We start from the raw sequence: 18,443 nt of genomic DNA, 5'->3' as shown, positions 1-18,443 counted from the left end.
TTAATCTTGACGATGACCTACTCTCACATGGGGAAACCCCACACTACCATCGGCGATGCATCGTTTCACTTCTGAGTTCGGGATGGGATCAGGTGGTTCCAACGCTCTATGGTCGTCAAGAAATTCGGGTACTGACTCGTGACCGGACGGCCTCGCTTCAGCAAATTGGGTATGGGATAGTTTTCGGTGCTTTGTGAACATCGAACTTTCGGTTCATTGCGTCTTCACACACCGCAATCTGGTTGCTCTGGTTTAGAGAGCCGACGCAAATTGCTTGGGTGTTATATGGTCAAGCCTCACGGGCAATTAGTATTGGTTAGCTCAACGCCTCACAGCGCTTACACACCCAACCTATCAACGTCGTAGTCTTCGACGGCCCTTCAGGGAACTCAAGGTTCCAGTGAGATCTCATCTTGAGGCAAGTTTCCCGCTTAGATGCTTTCAGCGGTTATCTTTTCCGAACATAGCTACCCGGCAATGCCACTGGCGTGACAACCGGAACACCAGAGGTTCGTCCACTCCGGTCCTCTCGTACTAGGAGCAGCCCCTCTCAAATCTCAAACGTCCACGGCAGATAGGGACCGAACTGTCTCACGACGTTCTAAACCCAGCTCGCGTACCACTTTAAATGGCGAACAGCCATACCCTTGGGACCGGCTTCAGCCCCAGGATGTGATGAGCCGACATCGAGGTGCCAAACACCGCCGTCGATATGAACTCTTGGGCGGTATCAGCCTGTTATCCCCGGAGTACCTTTTATCCGTTGAGCGATGGCCCTTCCATACAGAACCACCGGATCACTAAGACCTACTTTCGTACCTGCTCGACGTGTCTGTCTCGCAGTCAAGCGCGCTTTTGCCTTTATACTCTACGACCGATTTCCGACCGGTCTGAGCGCACCTTCGTACTCCTCCGTTACTCTTTAGGAGGAGACCGCCCCAGTCAAACTACCCACCATACACTGTCCTCGATCCGGATAACGGACCTGAGTTAGAACCTCAAAGTTGCCAGGGTGGTATTTCAAGGATGGCTCCACGCGAACTGGCGTCCACGCTTCAAAGCCTCCCACCTATCCTACACAAGCAAATTCAAAGTCCAGTGCAAAGCTATAGTAAAGGTTCACGGGGTCTTTCCGTCTAGCCGCGGATACACTGCATCTTCACAGCGATTTCAATTTCACTGAGTCTCGGGTGGAGACAGCGCCGCCATCGTTACGCCATTCGTGCAGGTCGGAACTTACCCGACAAGGAATTTCGCTACCTTAGGACCGTTATAGTTACGGCCGCCGTTTACCGGGGCTTCGATCAAGAGCTTCGCGTTAGCTAACCCCATCAATTAACCTTCCGGCACCGGGCAGGCGTCACACCCTATACGTCCACTTTCGTGTTTGCAGAGTGCTGTGTTTTAATAAACAGTCGCAGCGGCCTGGTATCTTCGACCGGCATGAGCTTACGGAGCAAGTCCTTCACCCTCACCGGCGCACCTTCTCCCGAAGTTACGGTGCCATTTTGCCTAGTTCCTTCACCCGAGTTCTCTCAAGCGCCTTGGTATTCTCTACCCAACCACCTGTGTCGGTTTGGGGTACGGTTCCTGGTTATCTGAAGCTTAGAAGCTTTTCTTGGAAGCATGGCATCAACCACTTCGTGTTCTAAAAGAACACTCGTCATCAGCTCTCGGCCTTAAGATCCCGGATTTACCTAAGATCTCAGCCTACCACCTTAAACTTGGACAACCAACGCCAAGCTGGCCTAGCCTTCTCCGTCCCTCCATCGCAATAACCAGAAGTACAGGAATATTAACCTGTTTTCCATCGACTACGCTTTTCAGCCTCGCCTTAGGGACCGACTAACCCTGCGTCGATTAACGTTGCGCAGGAAACCTTGGTCTTTCGGCGTGGGTGTTTTTCACACCCATTGTCGTTACTCATGTCAGCATTCGCACTTCTGATACCTCCAGCAAGCTTCTCAACTCACCTTCACAGGCTTACAGAACGCTCCTCTACCGCATCACTTACGTGATACCCGTAGCTTCGGTGTATGGTTTGAGCCCCGTTACATCTTCCGCGCAGGCCGACTCGACTAGTGAGCTATTACGCTTTCTTTAAAGGGTGGCTGCTTCTAAGCCAACCTCCTAGCTGTCTAAGCCTTCCCACATCGTTTCCCACTTAACCATAACTTTGGGACCTTAGCTGACGGTCTGGGTTGTTTCCCTTTTCACGACGGACGTTAGCACCCGCCGTGTGTCTCCCATGCTCGGCACTTGTAGGTATTCGGAGTTTGCATCGGTTTGGTAAGTCGGGATGACCCCCTAGCCGAAACAGTGCTCTACCCCCTACAGTGATACATGAGGCGCTACCTAAATAGCTTTCGAGGAGAACCAGCTATCTCCGAGCTTGATTAGCCTTTCACTCCGATCCACAGGTCATCCGCTAACTTTTCAACGGTAGTCGGTTCGGTCCTCCAGTCAGTGTTACCTAACCTTCAACCTGCCCATGGATAGATCGCCCGGTTTCGGGTCTATTCCCAGCGACTAGACGCCCTATTAAGACTCGCTTTCGCTACGCCTCCCCCTATTCGGTTAAGCTCGCCACTGAAAATAAGTCGCTGACCCATTATACAAAAGGTACGCAGTCACAGAACAAAGTCTGCTCCCACTGCTTGTACGCATACGGTTTCAGGATCTATTTCACTCCCCTCTCCGGGGTTCTTTTCGCCTTTCCCTCACGGTACTAGTTCACTATCGGTCAGTCAGTAGTATTTAGCCTTGGAGGATGGTCCCCCCATATTCAGACAAAGTTTCTCGTGCTCCGTCCTACTCGATTTCATGACCAAGAGATTTTCGCGTACAGGGCTATCACCCACTATGGCCGCACTTTCCAGAGCGTTCCGCTAATCTCAAAGCCACTTAAGGGCTAGTCCCCGTTCGCTCGCCACTACTAAGGGAATCTCGGTTGATTTCTTTTCCTCAGGGTACTTAGATGTTTCAGTTCCCCTGGTTCGCCTCTTGCACCTATGTATTCAGTACAAGATAACCATCTTGTGATGGCTGGGTTCCCCCCATTCAGACATCTCCGGATCAAAGTCTGTTTGCCGACTCCCCGAAGCTTTTCGCAGGCTACCACGTCTTTCATCGCCTCTGACTGCCAAGGCATCCACCGTATGCGCTTCTTCACTTGACCATATAACCCCAAGCAATCTGGTTATACTGTGAAGACGACATTCGCCGAAAATTCGAATTTCTCAATTAAGAGAACTCACAAATTTTACCTTAGCCTGATCCGTTACCAGTGAAAGTAACGTTCAGTCTATCTTTCTATCACATACCCAAATTTTTAAAGAACGATCCAGTCAAAGACTAGAAATCAACATTCATCATCACACTGATGGAATGCTCATTTCTAAGCTTTCAAACTTCAGAAGCAGTAGTGGTGGAGCCAAGCGGGATCGAACCGCTGACCTCCTGCGTGCAAGGCAGGCGCTCTCCCAGCTGAGCTATGGCCCCGTATTTCTACAGGCGTTTCCCACACAAAATTGGTGGGTCTGGGCAGATTCGAACTGCCGACCTCACCCTTATCAGGGGTGCGCTCTAACCAACTGAGCTACAGACCCAATTTCGGGCTGCTTCTATCGTCTTCTTCAATGAATCAAGCAATTCGTGTGGGAACTTATGGAGCAGCTGATGTCGTCGATTAAGGAGGTGATCCAGCCGCAGGTTCCCCTACGGCTACCTTGTTACGACTTCACCCCAGTCATGAATCACACCGTGGTAACCGTCCTCCCGAAGGTTAGACTAGCTACTTCTGGTGCAACCCACTCCCATGGTGTGACGGGCGGTGTGTACAAGGCCCGGGAACGTATTCACCGCGACATTCTGATTCGCGATTACTAGCGATTCCGACTTCACGCAGTCGAGTTGCAGACTGCGATCCGGACTACGATCGGTTTTATGGGATTAGCTCCACCTCGCGGCTTGGCAACCCTTTGTACCGACCATTGTAGCACGTGTGTAGCCCAGGCCGTAAGGGCCATGATGACTTGACGTCATCCCCACCTTCCTCCGGTTTGTCACCGGCAGTCTCCTTAGAGTGCCCACCATTACGTGCTGGTAACTAAGGACAAGGGTTGCGCTCGTTACGGGACTTAACCCAACATCTCACGACACGAGCTGACGACAGCCATGCAGCACCTGTCTCAATGTTCCCGAAGGCACCAATCCATCTCTGGAAAGTTCATTGGATGTCAAGGCCTGGTAAGGTTCTTCGCGTTGCTTCGAATTAAACCACATGCTCCACCGCTTGTGCGGGCCCCCGTCAATTCATTTGAGTTTTAACCTTGCGGCCGTACTCCCCAGGCGGTCAACTTAATGCGTTAGCTGCGCCACTAAGAGCTCAAGGCTCCCAACGGCTAGTTGACATCGTTTACGGCGTGGACTACCAGGGTATCTAATCCTGTTTGCTCCCCACGCTTTCGCACCTCAGTGTCAGTATCAGTCCAGGTGGTCGCCTTCGCCACTGGTGTTCCTTCCTATATCTACGCATTTCACCGCTACACAGGAAATTCCACCACCCTCTACCATACTCTAGCTCGCCAGTTTTGGATGCAGTTCCCAGGTTGAGCCCGGGGATTTCACATCCAACTTAACGAACCACCTACGCGCGCTTTACGCCCAGTAATTCCGATTAACGCTTGCACCCTCTGTATTACCGCGGCTGCTGGCACAGAGTTAGCCGGTGCTTATTCTGTCGGTAACGTCAAAATTGCAGAGTATTAATCTACAACCCTTCCTCCCAACTTAAAGTGCTTTACAATCCGAAGACCTTCTTCACACACGCGGCATGGCTGGATCAGGCTTTCGCCCATTGTCCAATATTCCCCACTGCTGCCTCCCGTAGGAGTCTGGACCGTGTCTCAGTTCCAGTGTGACTGATCATCCTCTCAGACCAGTTACGGATCGTCGCCTTGGTGAGCCATTACCTCACCAACTAGCTAATCCGACCTAGGCTCATCTGATAGCGCAAGGCCCGAAGGTCCCCTGCTTTCTCCCGTAGGACGTATGCGGTATTAGCGTTCCTTTCGAAACGTTGTCCCCCACTACCAGGCAGATTCCTAGGCATTACTCACCCGTCCGCCGCTGAATCCGGGAGCAAGCTCCCTTCATCCGCTCGACTTGCATGTGTTAGGCCTGCCGCCAGCGTTCAATCTGAGCCATGATCAAACTCTTCAGTTCAAACATCTTTGGGTTTTTAAGAAACCCTAAACTTGGCTCAGCAATCGTTGGTTACATCTTTGATTTCTCGCGGAGTAACTTGTGATGCTGATAATCTTGTTGACTATCAGTCTGACTCCACAAGCACCCACACGAATTGCTTGATTCAGTTGTTAAAGAGCGGTTGGTTAAGAGCTTTCGTCTCAACCGAGGCGCGCATTCTACAGCAGCCTCATTTGCTGTCAAGTGATTATTTTCAGAAGTTTTCGAAGATTTCTTCAACAACTTCAACCACTTGCGCTTCCGATCTCTCGTCAGCGGGAGGCGAATTCTACAGCGTTACACGCTGCTGTCAACACCTCTTTTTCTCCGCTTTCGACCGAGAAGATCGAACCGTTGAAAGCGCCAGAAAAACCGGCATTTTCAACCCCCTCCAGGCTTCGATGATCTGAAGCAAACCGCTATCGAAAACCGTGTAACTCATTGAATCTCAAGGAGTTTTCCGTTTCGACTGCGCCGGAAGTGGGGCGAATTATAGACCTCCAGAATCTGCCGTCAACACTTAATTTCACAAATCTGTCATATCAGTCAAAAAAGCCCGAAAACGAGAAGGCCGACCTTAAAAGGTCGGCCTTCTCTGCGTTGCCCTTCTACTTACAAGCTAGGGAATGCGAACTGCGAAGCTTCATGACTCGCACGCTGTGGCCAGCGCTGGGTGATCGCCTTACGACGCGTGTAGAAACGCACACCATCCGGGCCATAGGCATGCAGGTCGCCGAACAGTGAACGCTTCCAGCCACCGAAGCTGTGGTAAGCCACCGGTACCGGCAATGGAACGTTGACGCCGACCATGCCGACTTCAATCTCGTCGCAGAACAGACGCGCCGCTTCACCATCACGGGTGAAGATGCAGGTACCGTTGCCGTATTCGTGATCGTTGATCAGTTGCATCGCCTCTTCCAGGCTGTTCACCCGAACGACGCACAACACTGGCCCGAAGATCTCTTCTTTATAGATGCGCATCTCAGGGGTGACGTTGTCGAACAGGCAGCCACCCAGGAAGAAGCCTTCTTCATGACCGGCAACGCTCAGACCACGACCATCGACCACCAGGGTCGCGCCCGCCGCCACGCCGTCTTCGACATAACCACTGACTTTGTCGCGGGCCTGACCGGTAACCAGCGGCCCCATGTCCAGACCGCAAGAAGTACCGGCACCGATCTTCAGCGCCTTGATCTGTGGAACCAGTTTGGCGACCAGTGCGTCCGCTACCTGGTCGCCCACACACACGGCCACCGAAATCGCCATGCAGCGCTCACCGCAGGAGCCGTAAGCCGCGCCCATCAGTGCGCTGACCGCGTTGTCCAGATCCGCATCCGGCATCAGCACCGCGTGGTTCTTCGCGCCACCCAGTGCCTGAACGCGTTTGCCACGCTTGGTACCTTCGGCATAGATGTATTCAGCAATCGGCGTCGAGCCAACAAAACTCAGCGCTTTGACTTCCGGCGCTTCGATCAGCGCGTCCACCGCAGTCTTGTCACCGTGCACCACGCTCAGTACACCTTTCGGCAAACCCGCTTCCAGCAACAATTGAGCGATCAGCAGCGTCGAGCTTGGATCACGCTCGGACGGTTTGAGGATGAAGCAGTTACCGCAAACGATCGCCAGCGGATACATCCACAGCGGCACCATGGCCGGGAAGTTGAACGGAGTGATACCGGCCACAACGCCCAGCGGCTGGAAGTCCGACCAGGCATCGATGTTCGGGCCGACGTTACGGCTGTACTCGCCCTTGAGGATTTCCGGCGCGGCACAGGCGAACTCGACGTTCTCGATACCGCGCTTCAGCTCACCGGCGGCATCTTCCAGGGTCTTGCCATGTTCTTCACTGATCAACTGTGCGATGCGCGCTTCGTTCTGCTCCAGCAGTTGCTTGAAACGGAACATCACCTGGGCACGTTTGGCCGGTGGCGTATTGCGCCAGGCCGGGAACGCAGCCTTGGCGGCATCAATGGCTTTCTGGATGGTTTCCTGGCTGGCCAGCGGCAGCTTGTGGATAGCCTGACCGGTGGACGGGTTGAACACATCGACCGCGCGACCGTTCTCGGTCACCAGTTCGCCATTGATCAAATGCGGGATAACGCTCATCGAAAACTCCTGAATTCTTGTGCGCAGGCGCCCGCAAGGGGCACCTGCTATTGGCGTATCTATATAGAAGGAAAAATCAGTCGAGCTTGTTCAGCACTTCGCCGACCGCGTCGAACAGACGATCAAGGTCCTGCGGCTTGCTGTTGAAGGTTGGGCCGAACTGCAGGGTGTCGCCGCCGAAGCGCACGTAGAACCCTGCTTTCCACAACGCCATGCCGGCTTCGAACGGACGCACGATGGCGTCGCCGTCACGGCCCGCGATCTGGATCGCACCGGCCAGACCGAAGTTACGAATGTCGATGACGTTCTTCGCACCTTTCAGACCATGCAAAGCGTTTTCGAAATGCGGTGCGACCTCGGCCACGCTCTGTACCAGGTTTTCCTTCTGCAGCAGATCGAGGGCTGCCAGACCTGCGGCGCAAGCCACCGGGTGCGCCGAGTAGGTGTAGCCGTGCGGGAATTCCACGGCGTATTCCGGGGTCGGCTGGTTCATGAAGGTCTGGTAGATCTCGGAGCTGGCAATCACCGCGCCCATCGGGATCGCGCCGTTGGTGACTTGCTTGGCGATGCACATCAGGTCCGGGGTCACCCCGAAAGTAGTGGCGCCGAACATGGTGCCGGTACGGCCGAAACCGGTGATCACTTCGTCGAACACCAGCAGGATGTTGTGCTGATCGCAGATTTCACGCAGGCGCTTGAGGTAGCCCTGTGGCGGAACCAGCACGCCAGCGGAACCGGCCATCGGCTCAACGAACACCGCTGCGATGTTCGAAGCATCGTGCAGCTCGATCAGCTTCAGCAGTTCATCGGCCAGTGCGATACCGCCTTGCTCCGGCATGCCACGGGAGAAGGCATTGCTCGCCAGCAGAGTGTGCGGCAGGTGATCGACATCCATCATCGCCTGACCGAACAGTTTGCGGTTGCCATTGACACCACCAAGGCTGGTGCCGGCGATGTTCACACCATGGTAGCCACGTGCACGGCCGATCATTTTGGTCTTGGTCGACTGGCCTTTCAGGCGCCAGTAAGCGCGGACCATTTTCACTGCGGTGTCGGCGCACTCGGAGCCCGAGTCAGTGAAGAACACGTGATTCAGGTTGCCCGGCGTCAGGTCGGTGATTTTCTCCGCCAGCTGGAACGACAGCGGGTGGCCGTACTGGAAGCCCGGCGAGTAATCGAGGGTGCCCAACTGCTTGGCCACCGCTTCCTGGATTTCCTTGCGGGTATGCCCGGCGCCGCAGGTCCACAGACCGGACAGCGAGTCGTACACCTTGCGGCCCTTGTCGTCGATCAGCCAGCTGCCTTCGGCGCCAACGATCAAACGCGGGTCGCGCTGGAAGTTACGGTTGGCGGTGTACGGCATCCAGTGCGCGTCCAGCTTCAGTTGGCTGGCCAGTGGCGACGACGCGTTTTCAGGCATGTTCATCGGGCAAAACCTCGCAGGGCAATAAGCTTCAGGGAGATAGAAAGCGTTGTTGCAGCTAAATTGCCACGGGGATAAAGTCGGTGAAATCCAACTCTTCTAACCTTCAGTTAGAACTCTGCTAAACAATGAGAACAACAGCATGAGCAGTCGTCGCCCCGATCCACTGGCCCAGGTCAGTGACTTTGACATTCGCCTGTTGCGGATTTTTCGCAGCGTGGTGGAGTGCGGCGGCTTCTCGGCAGCAGAAACCGTGCTCGGCATCGGTCGCTCTGCGATCAGCCAGCAGATGAGCGATCTGGAGCAACGCCTCGGCCTGCGTCTTTGCCAGCGCGGGCGCGCCGGTTTCTCCCTGACCGAAGAGGGCCGCGAGGTTTATCAGTCGGCGTTGCAACTGTTGAGTGCACTGGAAAGTTTCCGCACCGAGGTCAACGGCCTGCATCAGCACCTGCGCGGCGAGTTGATCATCGGCCTGACCGATAACCTCGTCACCCTCCCCCACATGCGTATCACCCATGCACTGGCGCAGTTGAAGGAGCGCGGGCCGGACGTGCAGATCCAGATCCGCATGATTGCCCCCAATGAAGTCGAACAAGGCGTGCTCGACGGCCGTCTGCATGTCGGTGTGGTGCCGCAGGCCAGTGCGCTGTCGGGACTGGAGTATCAGCCGCTGTACAGCGAACGTTCGCTGCTTTATTGCGCGGTCGGCCATCCGCTGTTTTACGTCGATGACAAACAACTGGATGACGAACGCTTGAACAGCCAGGACGCCATCGCCCCGACCTTCCGTTTGCCGGCAGAGATCCAGGCGCACTATCAGGCGCTCAATTGCACCGCCAGCGCTTCCGACCGAGAAGGCATGGCATTCCTGATTCTGACCGGGCGTTACATCGGTTATCTGCCGGATCACTACGCCAGTCTCTGGGTGCAACAGGGACGGCTGCGTGCGCTCAAGGCCAGCACGCGGTTCTATGATTTGAGCCTGGCCTCGGTCACCCGCAAGGGCCGGCGTCCGCATCTGGTGCTGGAAAGTTTTCTCGAAAGCCTGGCCGCGACCCGCTGATGAGCGGCGTTTTATTGCCCGGGGCTTGTCGCAGGCCGATGGTTGCGCTATCAACGCAACTGGTTGCACCCCACAGACAAACCCGGAAGTGCCTATGACCTTTGAAGTCCCTGCCCACGGCGGAAAACCTGCCAGCCGCATTCGTCAGAAGAACGAAGAGACCATCATCAAAGCCGCCGAAGACGAATTCGCCCGTCACGGTTACAAAGGCACCAGCATGAATACCATCGCCACCAAGGCCGGGCTGCCCAAGGCGAACCTGCATTACTACTTCACCAACAAGCTCGGGTTGTACGTGGCGGTACTGAGCAACATCCTTGAGCTGTGGGACAGCACCTTCAACTCCCTCACGGCCGAGGACGATCCGGCCGAAGCGCTGACCCGCTACATCCGCGCGAAAATGGAGTTTTCCCGTCGCCAGCCACAAGCGTCGCGGATCTTCGCGATGGAGGTGATCAGCGGCGGCGAATGCCTGACCGAGTATTTCAACCAGGACTATCGCACCTGGTTCCAGGGCCGGGCCGCCGTATTCCAGGCGTGGATCGACGCCGGCAAGATGGACCCGGTGGATCCGGTGCACCTGATCTTCCTGCTGTGGGGCAGCACCCAGCACTACGCCGACTTCGCCAACCAGATCTGCCGGGTGACCGGTCGCAGCAAGTTGACCAAACAGGACATGGAAGACGCCGGCAACAACCTGATCCGCATCATCCTCAAAGGCTGCGGCCTCACTTCTTCTATATAAGTCGTTTTATGCCATTCACCCTCAGCGGCTTTTGCGAATTCCGCGAAGAGATTCGCAAAAGCCGTTTCATCACCTTCGCCGCGCCGATCGGCAGCCCTGCCGAGGCGCAAGCCTTCATCGAGCAGTACAGCGACTTGAACGCTTCGCACAATTGCTGGGCGTGGAAACTCGGCGATCAATACCGCAGCAACGACGACGGCGAACCCGGTGGCACTGCCGGGCGGCCGATTCTCGCGGCCATCGAAGCGCAGGATTGCGATCAGGTCGCGGTGCTGGTGATCCGCTGGTATGGCGGCATTCAACTGGGCACCGGTGGCCTGGCCCGGGCCTATGGCGGCGGTGCAAACAAGTGCCTGCAGGCAGCGCCGAAGATCGAGTTGATCAGTCGCGTGCCCGTGCGTTGCGCCTGCGCTTTCAGCGAGCTGGCACTGGTGAAGTTGCGGGTGGCGGATCTCGGCGGTCTGGTGTTGGAGGAAAACTTCACCGCCAATGGTGTCGAGCTGCAACTGGCCGTGGGCGAAGCGCACATCGAGCTGTTGCAGAATCAGTTGGCCGACCTGAGCCGTGGGCGAATCCTGCTGCAGCGTTGAACCCTCGCCACGTTTTAGGGCACAAGCCGATTGGCTCATACCCGGGACTTGCCCACATCCGCTGTGCACCCGGCTGTGGATAACCTGAGCACAGGAGGCTGTAACCCTTCTGTCACGTGGCTTTGCGGGATTTGTTCACTTTTCATCCAATCGCCTGGCACAACGAACAATTTCACATGAAAACAATCGCTTAGCGTTGTTTATCGCCTTTAGAAGAAAGCCCGGCAGTGCTTATGCCCGGGATTTTGTCTTGCGCACAAATACTGTGGAGCAACCTGTGGATAAGCCGTTCATGGCTGGCGCAGTCGCAGGTTCTGCATGGCTCCGGCGGGACTGGTCGTTTTTTGATCAGCCGGTTGCGGGCAAAACTGGAGCCTGATCAAAGGCTTTGCCCTCAAGTGGTGCCTCGCAAAACGTCGAAATCATTTCACCGGCTCTACGCCACAGGCTGGCAAACAGCGGCCTTCCGCGTTCCTGACTCAATGGCCAGGAAATTGCTTTATCCACAGGCACAACTCCAAGCGACCCGAGCCTGTCATGCCAAACCCCACGTCCACACCGCGCCTGCAACTGCGCCACATCAGCAAACGTTATCCCGGTTGCCTCGCCAATGACGCCATCGACCTGAGCATCGCCCCCGGTGAAATCCACGCGCTGCTCGGTGAAAACGGCGCAGGTAAAAGCACGTTGATGAAGATCATCTACGGCGTCATCCAGGCCGATTCGGGCGAGATGCTGTGGCAGGGGCAACCGGTGATCATGCGCAATCCGGCCCAGGCGCGGCAGTTGGGCATCGGCATGGTGTTCCAGCATTTCTCGCTGTTCGAGACCTTGAGCGTGGCGCAGAACATCGCACTGGCGATGGGCCCGGCGGCCGGTTCGCCGAAACGACTTGAGGCGAAAATCCGTGACGTGTCCCGCCGATATGGCATGGCGCTGGAACCCCAGCGACTTGTCCACAGCCTGTCGATCGGCGAGCGGCAACGGGTCGAGATCGTTCGTTGCCTGATGCAAGACATTCGCCTGCTGATTCTCGATGAGCCGACCTCGGTGCTCACGCCGCAGGAAGCCGACGAGTTGTTCATCACCCTGCGCCGGCTCGCGGCCGAGGGCTGCAGCATTCTGTTCATCAGCCACAAACTCGGCGAGGTACGCGCCTTGTGTCACAGCGCCACGGTATTGCGCGGTGGTCGGGTGGCCGGGCATTGCGTACCGGCGCAATGCACCGACCAACAACTGGCGCAGTTGATGGTCGGCGAGTCGGCGGCGCTGAACGGCGAGTACCCGAAAGTCAGGGGCGGCGCAGCATTTCTGCAAGTCAGCGGATTGAACTGGCACAACCCCGATCCGTTCGGCTGCTCGTTGACCGACATCGACTTGCAGGTGCGCAGCGGTGAAATCGTCGGCATCGCGGGAGTGGCCGGCAACGGTCAGGACGAGTTGCTGGCATTGCTCAGCGGCGAGCAGACACTGCCCCGCGAATCAGCGGCAACCATCCATCTTCGAGAACACGCCGTCGCCGATCGGCGCCCGGATGCGCGACGCAGACTCGGCCTGGCGTTCGTCCCCGCCGAACGCCTCGGGCATGGCGCGGTGCCGGACATGAGCCTGGCGGACAACGCCCTGCTCACCGCCTTTCAACAAGGCCTGGTCAGCCACGGTTTGATCGAGCGCGGCAAGGTCGAAGCCCTCGCCCAAACGATCATCCAGCGCTTCGGCGTGAAAACCCCGGACACCCAGACCGCCGCCCGCAGCCTGTCGGGCGGCAACCTGCAGAAATTCATTCTCGGCCGGGAAATCCTCCAGCAACCGAAACTGCTGATCGCCGCGCACCCCACCTGGGGCGTGGACGTCGGCGCGGCAGCGGTGATTCATCGCGCCCTGATTGCCTTGCGCGATGCCGGTGCGGCGATCCTGGTGATTTCCGAAGACCTCGACGAACTGTTCCGGATCAGCGACCGCCTCGGCGCGCTCTGCGGCGGGCGCCTGTCGGCGTTGCAGGACACGGCGCTGACCCGCCTCAGCGACGTTGGCGGCTGGATGGCCGGTCAGTTCGACACCCCTCAATCACAACCGGCCACGGTTTAACGGAGTTTTCCCATGTTGCTTTCCCTCGAACCCCGTGGTCGCCAATCGCGCCTGATGTTGTGGTGCTCGCCGGTGCTGGCGGCGGTGCTGACGCTGGTCTGCGGATCGTTGCTGTTCGTCGCCCTCGGCCATGATCCGCTGAAAACTTTGCATACCTTGCTGATCGCCCCGGTCAGCGACCTGTATGGCGTCTCCGAGCTGCTGGTCAAAACCTTGCCGATCCTCTTGTGTGCGCTGGGGCTGGCGGTGGCCTATCAGGCGCGGATCTGGAACATCGGCGCCGAAGGTCAACTGTTGCTCGGTGCGTTGGCCGGCAGTGCGCTGGCGGTGAACATCATCGATCTGCAAAGCCGCTGGGCGCTGGTACTGATCCTGCTCACCGGCACCCTCGCCGGCGCCGCGTGGGCCGGGCTCACCGCCTGGTTGCGCACGCGCTTCAACGCCAACGAAATCCTCACCAGCATCATGCTCAATTACATCGCGCTGAACCTGTTGCTGTTCTGCGTACACGGGCCGCTGAAGGATCCGGCCGGATTCAATTTTCCCGAGTCAGCAATGTTCAGCGATGCCAGCCGCCTGCCGCTGTTGATGGAGGACGGTCGGGCACACATCGGTGTGTATTTCGCCTTGCTTGCGCTGGTCGCGGTGTGGGTGTTGCTGCAGAAAAGCTTCGTCGGTTTCCAGATAAAAGTGTTGGGTCTGGACAAGCGCGCGGCGGGATTTGCCGGTTTTCGCGAGAAGCGGCTGATCTGGCTCGCGCTGTTGATCAGCGGCGCACTGGCCGGGCTGGCCGGTGTCTGCGAAGTCACCGGCCCGATCGGCCAACTGGTGCCGCAGGTCTCGCCGGGCTACGGCTATGCGGCGATCACCGTGGCGTTTCTCGGGCGGCTTCACCCCATCGGCATTCTGTTTTCAAGCCTGTTGATGGCGCTGCTGTACATCGGTGGCGAGAGCGCACAGATGACGCTGAATCTGCCCCAGGCGATCACCCAGTTGTTTCAAGGAATGATGCTGTTTTTCCTGCTGGCTTGTGACGTGCTGATCCTCTACCGACCACGCCTGAACCTGCGCTGGGTGCGGCGCACCTCAACCACCGCCGTAACTGCCGGAGCGCTGTGATGGATATCGATCTGCTGAGCAATATTTTCTACGCCATGGTGCGTTGCGGCACGCCACTGCTGCTGGTGGCGCTGGGTGAACTGATCTGCGAAAAGAGCGGCGTACTCAACCTCGGGCAGGAAGGCATGATGCTGTTTGGCGCGGTGATCGGTTTCATCGTCGCGTTCAACAGCGGCAACCTGTGGTTGGGCGTGGTGCTGGCGATGCTCGCCGGGATGCTGTTGTCGTCGCTCTTTGCGCTGGTGGCGCTGGTGTTCAACGCCAATCAGGTGGCGACCGGGTTGGCATTGACGATTTTTGGCGTCGGCCTGTCGACCTTTGTCGGCGCGGCGTGGGTCGGCAAACCGCTGGCCGGTTTCGAGCCGCTGGCCATTCCCTACCTGAGCGAAATCCCGCTGATCGGTCGCATGCTGTTTGCCCAGGATCTGCTGGTGTACCTGTCGTTCGCGCTGTTTGCGCTGGTGGCGTGGGTGATCGTGAAAAGCCGTGTCGGGCTGGTCATTCAAGCGGTCGGCGAGAACCCGGACGCGGCCAGTGCCATGGGCTTGCCGGTGTTGATCGTGCGCACACTGGCGGTGCTGTTTGGCGGCGCAATGGCCGGGTTGGCCGGCGCATATCTGTCACTGGCGTATACGCCGATGTGGGCCGAGAACATGACCGCCGGCCGCGGCTGGATCGCGCTGGCGCTGGTGGTGTTCGCCAGTTGGCGGGTGTGGCGACTATTGCTCGGGGCGTATCTGTTCGGACTTGCCAGCATCCTGCACCTGGTGGCGCAGGGGTTGGGGCTGGCGATTCCTTCGAGCTTGCTGGCGATGCTGCCGTATGTCGCGACCATTCTGGTGCTGGTGGTGTTGTCGCGAGATGCGCTGCGTACACGGTTGTATGCGCCGGTATCACTGGGGCAGCCGTGGCAGGCCGGTCATTAAGCCGTGACGGCTCGCGACAGCGGCCGAACCGGCAACGCCTGAGCAATGCCCCACGCCACTTCGAGAACCAGAAAACCCACCACCAACGAACTGGCGCCGTGGGCCAGGGCATACGTCATCCACGCGGCGAACAGAAACCGGGTCACCGCGTCGTAGCGCCCATAAACCGGCTGCGGATCACGAATCCGCAGCACCGCCCACATGCACACCACCGAACCGAACAGATTCACAATCAACAAATGCGCAGGTTCGAACGGCGGCAGCTCGCCGGGCAGCTCCAGCGCCTGACTCAGCGCCGTCAACAACCCATGCAAAACAGCAAAACTCCACGGCGTGACAAACGCCGCCGTCACGATCAGGTCATACCAGGCACTGCCGCGCACCAACTGCCGATACTGCGTTGAAGTCCACATCATCCTTGCTCCGAAAATTCAGGGAGCAACCACGGTAAAGCCTGGAGTATGCTCCAGGGTCAAACACTTTCGAGACCTGCAAGATGCGCATCGGTGAGTTGGCCCAGGCCTGCGATGTCAGTCGTGACACGCTGCGATTTTACGAGGAGCGCGGATTGATCGCGGCGCAACGCAGCGCCAACGGTTATCGCAACTATCCGCCGGAGATGGTGCAACTGGTGCTGTACATCAAGACGGCGCAGCGTCTGGGCTTTACCCTTGGCGAGATCGGCAGCAGCGTTGGCGCGCTGTGGCAATCGCCAAACCCCGACACCACCGTCACGCAACTGCTGCAAGACAAGCTCAAGCTGGTCGAAACCCGCATGGCCGAACTCGGCGAGCTGCGCCACGAATTGCAGCATCGGCTCGGTCAACGCTGTCCATTGAACCCGTGATCTTTCAACTTTCAAGGAAAGCCCGTCATGTCCGCACTGAATCCTGCCAAGCACGCACTGATCATTGGCGCCTCCCGGGGCCTGGGTCTGGGCCTGGTGAAAACCCTGCTGGCCGACGGCTGGCAAGTCACCGCCACGGTTCGCAACCCTTCGAATGCCGAGGCGCTGAAAGCACTGGGCAACGTACAGATCGAAAAACTCGACATGGACGACCAGCAAGCGGTGATCGCTCTGAGCCAGAAGCTCAAGGGCGAGACGTTTGACCTGCTGTTCGTCAACGCCGGGGTCAAAGGCCCTGAAGTGCAGACCCCGGGCGGCGCAACGCTGGCCGAAGTCGGTCAACTGTTCTTCACCAACGCCGTGGCTCCGATCAACCTGGCCCAGCGCTTCGTCGGGCAGATCCGCGATGGCAGCGGCGTGCTGGCGTTCATGAGTTCGGTGCTCGGCAGCGTGACCATGCCCGACGCGCCGGAACTGGCGCTGTACAAGGCCAGCAAGGCAGCACTGAACTCGATGACCAACAGCTTCGTCACTCAGTTGGGCGAGCAGAAACTCACCGTGCTGTCGCTGCATCCGGGATGGGTGAAAACCGATATGGGCGGCGAAGGTGCCGACATCGACGTGGAGACCAGCACCCGAGGCCTGGTGGATCAAGTGGACGCGTTTGCCGGCAAGGGCGGCCATCACTTTGTGAACTACAAGGGTGAAACCATTCCCTGGTAATCACTGGACCCTGTGGGGGCTGGCTCCCACAGGGTTATCCCGGTGTCTGGTCGGGTTGGGCTTGCCCGTCGCAACATTTTGTTCGAAACTCCGCACCTCGCCCTTCGCGGCGACCCTGGATCAGCAGACAGGGCAACACTGAGCTGGCAACCCTGAACCCCACTTTCAGAGGAGCCGGCCACAATGCCTGCGACCCGTATCTGGTTAAAAAATCCCCTCGCCATTTTCACGGCCAACGGTCTCGATGCCCGTGGCGGTCTGGTGCTGCAAGACGGTGTGATCACCGAAGTGCTCGGCGCCGGCCAGCAACCATCGACACCGTGCAATGAAGTGTTCGACGCCCGTGAACACGTGATCCTGCCGGGCCTGATCAACACCCATCACCACTTCTACCAGACCCTGACCCGCGCCTGGGCGCCGGTGGTCAATCAGCCGTTGTTCCCGTGGCTGAAAACCCTGTACCCGGTCTGGGCGCGCCTGACGCCTGAAAAACTCGCCCTCGCCAGCAAAGTCGCGCTGGCCGAGTTGCTGTTGTCGGGTTGCACCACCGCCGCCGATCACCATTACCTGTTCCCGGATGGCCTGGAAAACGCCATCGACGTGCAAGTCGAAACCGTGCGCGAACTGGGCATGCGCGCCATGCTCACCCGTGGTTCGATGAGCCTCGGCGAGAAGGACGGCGGCCTGCCTCCGCAGCAGACCGTGCAGGAAGGTCAGGTGATTCTCGACGACAGCCAGCGCCTGATTCACGAGTACCACGAACGTGGCGACGGCGCGCAAATCCAGATCGCCCTGGCGCCGTGCTCGCCGTTCTCGGTGACCCCGGAAATCATGTCCGCCAGCGCCGAACTGGCGAACAAGCTTGATGTGCGCCTGCACACTCACCTGGCCGAAACCCTCGACGAAGAAGACTTCTGCCTGCAACGCTTCGGCCTTCGCACCGTGGATTATCTGGACAGCGTCGGCTGGCTCGGCCCGCGCACCTGGCTGGCCCACGGCATCCATTTCAACCCCGACGAAATCGCCCGCCTCGGCGCGGCCGGCACCGGCATCTGCCACTGCCCGAGTTCGAACATGCGCCTGGCATCCGGCATCTGCCCGAGCATCGAACTGACCGATGCCGGCGCACTTTTCGGTCTCGGTGTGGATGGCTCGGCGTCCAACGATGCGTCGAACATGATCCTCGAAGCCCGTCAGGCCCTGTACATCCAGCGTCTGCGTTATGGCGCCGAGAAAATCACCCCGGAACGCGTGCTGGGCTGGGCGACCAAAGGATCGGCGAGTCTGCTGGGCCGTACCGACATCGGCGAACTGGCGGTGGGCAAACAGGCGGATCTGGCGTTGTTCAAACTGGATGAACTGCGCTTCTCCGGCAGTCATGACCCGATTTCCGCATTGCTGCTATGCGGTGCGGACCGAGCGGATAGAGTGATGATCGGCGGCAAGTGGCGCGTGATTGACGGGCAGGTTGAAGGGCTGGATCTCAAAGGCCTGATTGCCGATCACAGCCAGGCAGCTCGGCAGTTGATCGCCGGCACCTGATCCAAGCGGAAGTCTGAATGTGGG

12 protein-coding genes, 2 tRNA genes and 3 rRNA genes are annotated in these 18,443 nt (G+C 58.1%); 9 read left to right on the top strand and 8 right to left on the bottom strand.

The window, feature by feature from the left end:
• Nucleotides 1-4: 4 nt before the first annotated feature.
• The 7 genes from rrf to NE357_RS03465 all read right to left on the bottom strand — a co-directional run bounded on the left by rrf (nt 5) and on the right by NE357_RS03465 (nt 8,779).
• Nucleotides 5-120: ribosomal RNA gene (gene rrf, locus NE357_RS03495) — 5S ribosomal RNA — on the bottom strand.
• A 165-nt stretch (nt 121-285) separates the two neighbouring features.
• Nucleotides 286-3,178, bottom strand: a 23S ribosomal RNA gene (locus tag NE357_RS03490).
• Between the two features lie 247 nt (nt 3,179-3,425).
• Nucleotides 3,426-3,501: transfer RNA gene (locus tag NE357_RS03485), tRNA-Ala, on the bottom strand.
• A gap of 30 nt (nt 3,502-3,531) precedes the next feature.
• Nucleotides 3,532-3,608: transfer RNA gene (locus tag NE357_RS03480), tRNA-Ile, on the bottom strand.
• Nucleotides 3,609-3,689: 81 nt separating this feature from the next.
• A 16S ribosomal RNA gene (locus NE357_RS03475) occupies nt 3,690-5,226 on the bottom strand.
• Together the 16S, 23S and 5S rRNA genes with 2 tRNA genes alongside form the textbook arrangement of a ribosomal RNA operon.
• A gap of 633 nt (nt 5,227-5,859) precedes the next feature.
• Complete coding sequence (locus tag NE357_RS03470; protein ID WP_169428735.1) at nt 5,860-7,353, bottom strand: CoA-acylating methylmalonate-semialdehyde dehydrogenase; 1,494 nt, start codon at nt 7,351-7,353, stop codon at nt 5,860-5,862.
• A gap of 76 nt (nt 7,354-7,429) precedes the next feature.
• Nucleotides 7,430-8,779, bottom strand: coding sequence for an aspartate aminotransferase family protein (locus tag NE357_RS03465; protein WP_127796838.1), 1,350 nt, complete (start codon nt 8,777-8,779; stop codon nt 7,430-7,432).
• 139 nt (nt 8,780-8,918) lie between these two features.
• Here NE357_RS03465 and NE357_RS03460 point away from each other — a divergent pair, with 139 nt between their 5' ends.
• From NE357_RS03460 to NE357_RS03435, 6 genes are all read left to right on the top strand, one after another.
• Entirely contained in the window at nt 8,919-9,839 is a 921-nt protein-coding gene (locus NE357_RS03460) for a LysR family transcriptional regulator (protein WP_007958517.1), read from the top strand.
• 94 nt (nt 9,840-9,933) lie between these two features.
• The gene (locus tag NE357_RS03455) at nt 9,934-10,584 is read left to right on the top strand and encodes a TetR/AcrR family transcriptional regulator (RefSeq protein WP_169428734.1); all 651 of its coding nucleotides are present in this window, start codon (nt 9,934-9,936) and stop codon (nt 10,582-10,584) included.
• 8 nt (nt 10,585-10,592) lie between these two features.
• Nucleotides 10,593-11,174: an IMPACT family protein gene (locus tag NE357_RS03450; protein ID WP_169428733.1), complete on the top strand. Its 582-nt coding sequence runs from the start codon at nt 10,593-10,595 to the stop codon at nt 11,172-11,174.
• A 537-nt stretch (nt 11,175-11,711) separates the two neighbouring features.
• Complete coding sequence (locus tag NE357_RS03445; protein WP_169428732.1) at nt 11,712-13,262, top strand: ABC transporter ATP-binding protein; 1,551 nt, start codon at nt 11,712-11,714, stop codon at nt 13,260-13,262.
• A gap of 12 nt (nt 13,263-13,274) precedes the next feature.
• On the top strand, nt 13,275-14,381 hold the full coding sequence (locus NE357_RS03440; protein ID WP_169428731.1) for an ABC transporter permease: 1,107 nt from the start codon (nt 13,275-13,277) through the stop codon (nt 14,379-14,381).
• Nucleotides 14,381-15,307, top strand: coding sequence for an ABC transporter permease (locus tag NE357_RS03435; RefSeq protein WP_169428730.1), 927 nt, complete (start codon nt 14,381-14,383; stop codon nt 15,305-15,307). Before NE357_RS03440 ends, NE357_RS03435 begins: the two co-directional genes overlap by 1 nt.
• On the opposite strand, the gene NE357_RS03430 is transcribed toward NE357_RS03435, so the two are convergent.
• On the bottom strand, nt 15,304-15,720 hold the full coding sequence (locus NE357_RS03430; protein WP_169428729.1) for a hypothetical protein: 417 nt from the start codon (nt 15,718-15,720) through the stop codon (nt 15,304-15,306). The two genes, NE357_RS03435 and NE357_RS03430, sit on opposite strands and share 4 nt — an antisense overlap.
• An 83-nt stretch (nt 15,721-15,803) precedes the next feature.
• On the opposite strand from NE357_RS03430, the gene NE357_RS03425 reads away from it, so the two are divergent.
• The 3 genes from NE357_RS03425 to NE357_RS03415 all read left to right on the top strand — a co-directional run bounded on the left by NE357_RS03425 (nt 15,804) and on the right by NE357_RS03415 (nt 18,419).
• Nucleotides 15,804-16,154, top strand: a complete 351-nt coding sequence (locus NE357_RS03425; protein ID WP_169428728.1) for a MerR family transcriptional regulator — start codon at nt 15,804-15,806, stop codon at nt 16,152-16,154.
• A gap of 36 nt (nt 16,155-16,190) precedes the next feature.
• Entirely contained in the window at nt 16,191-16,877 is a 687-nt protein-coding gene (locus NE357_RS03420) for an SDR family oxidoreductase (RefSeq protein ID WP_169432588.1), read from the top strand.
• Nucleotides 16,878-17,060: 183 nt separating this feature from the next.
• On the top strand, nt 17,061-18,419 hold the full coding sequence (locus tag NE357_RS03415) for an 8-oxoguanine deaminase (RefSeq protein WP_169428727.1): 1,359 nt from the start codon (nt 17,061-17,063) through the stop codon (nt 18,417-18,419).
• Nucleotides 18,420-18,443: the final 24 nt, after the last annotated feature.

The sequence above is a fragment of the Pseudomonas sp. G7(2022) genome, from assembly GCF_052660475.1.
Note: the sequence above shows the minus strand (reverse complement) of the source record. Positions and strands in the feature narration are given on the sequence as shown.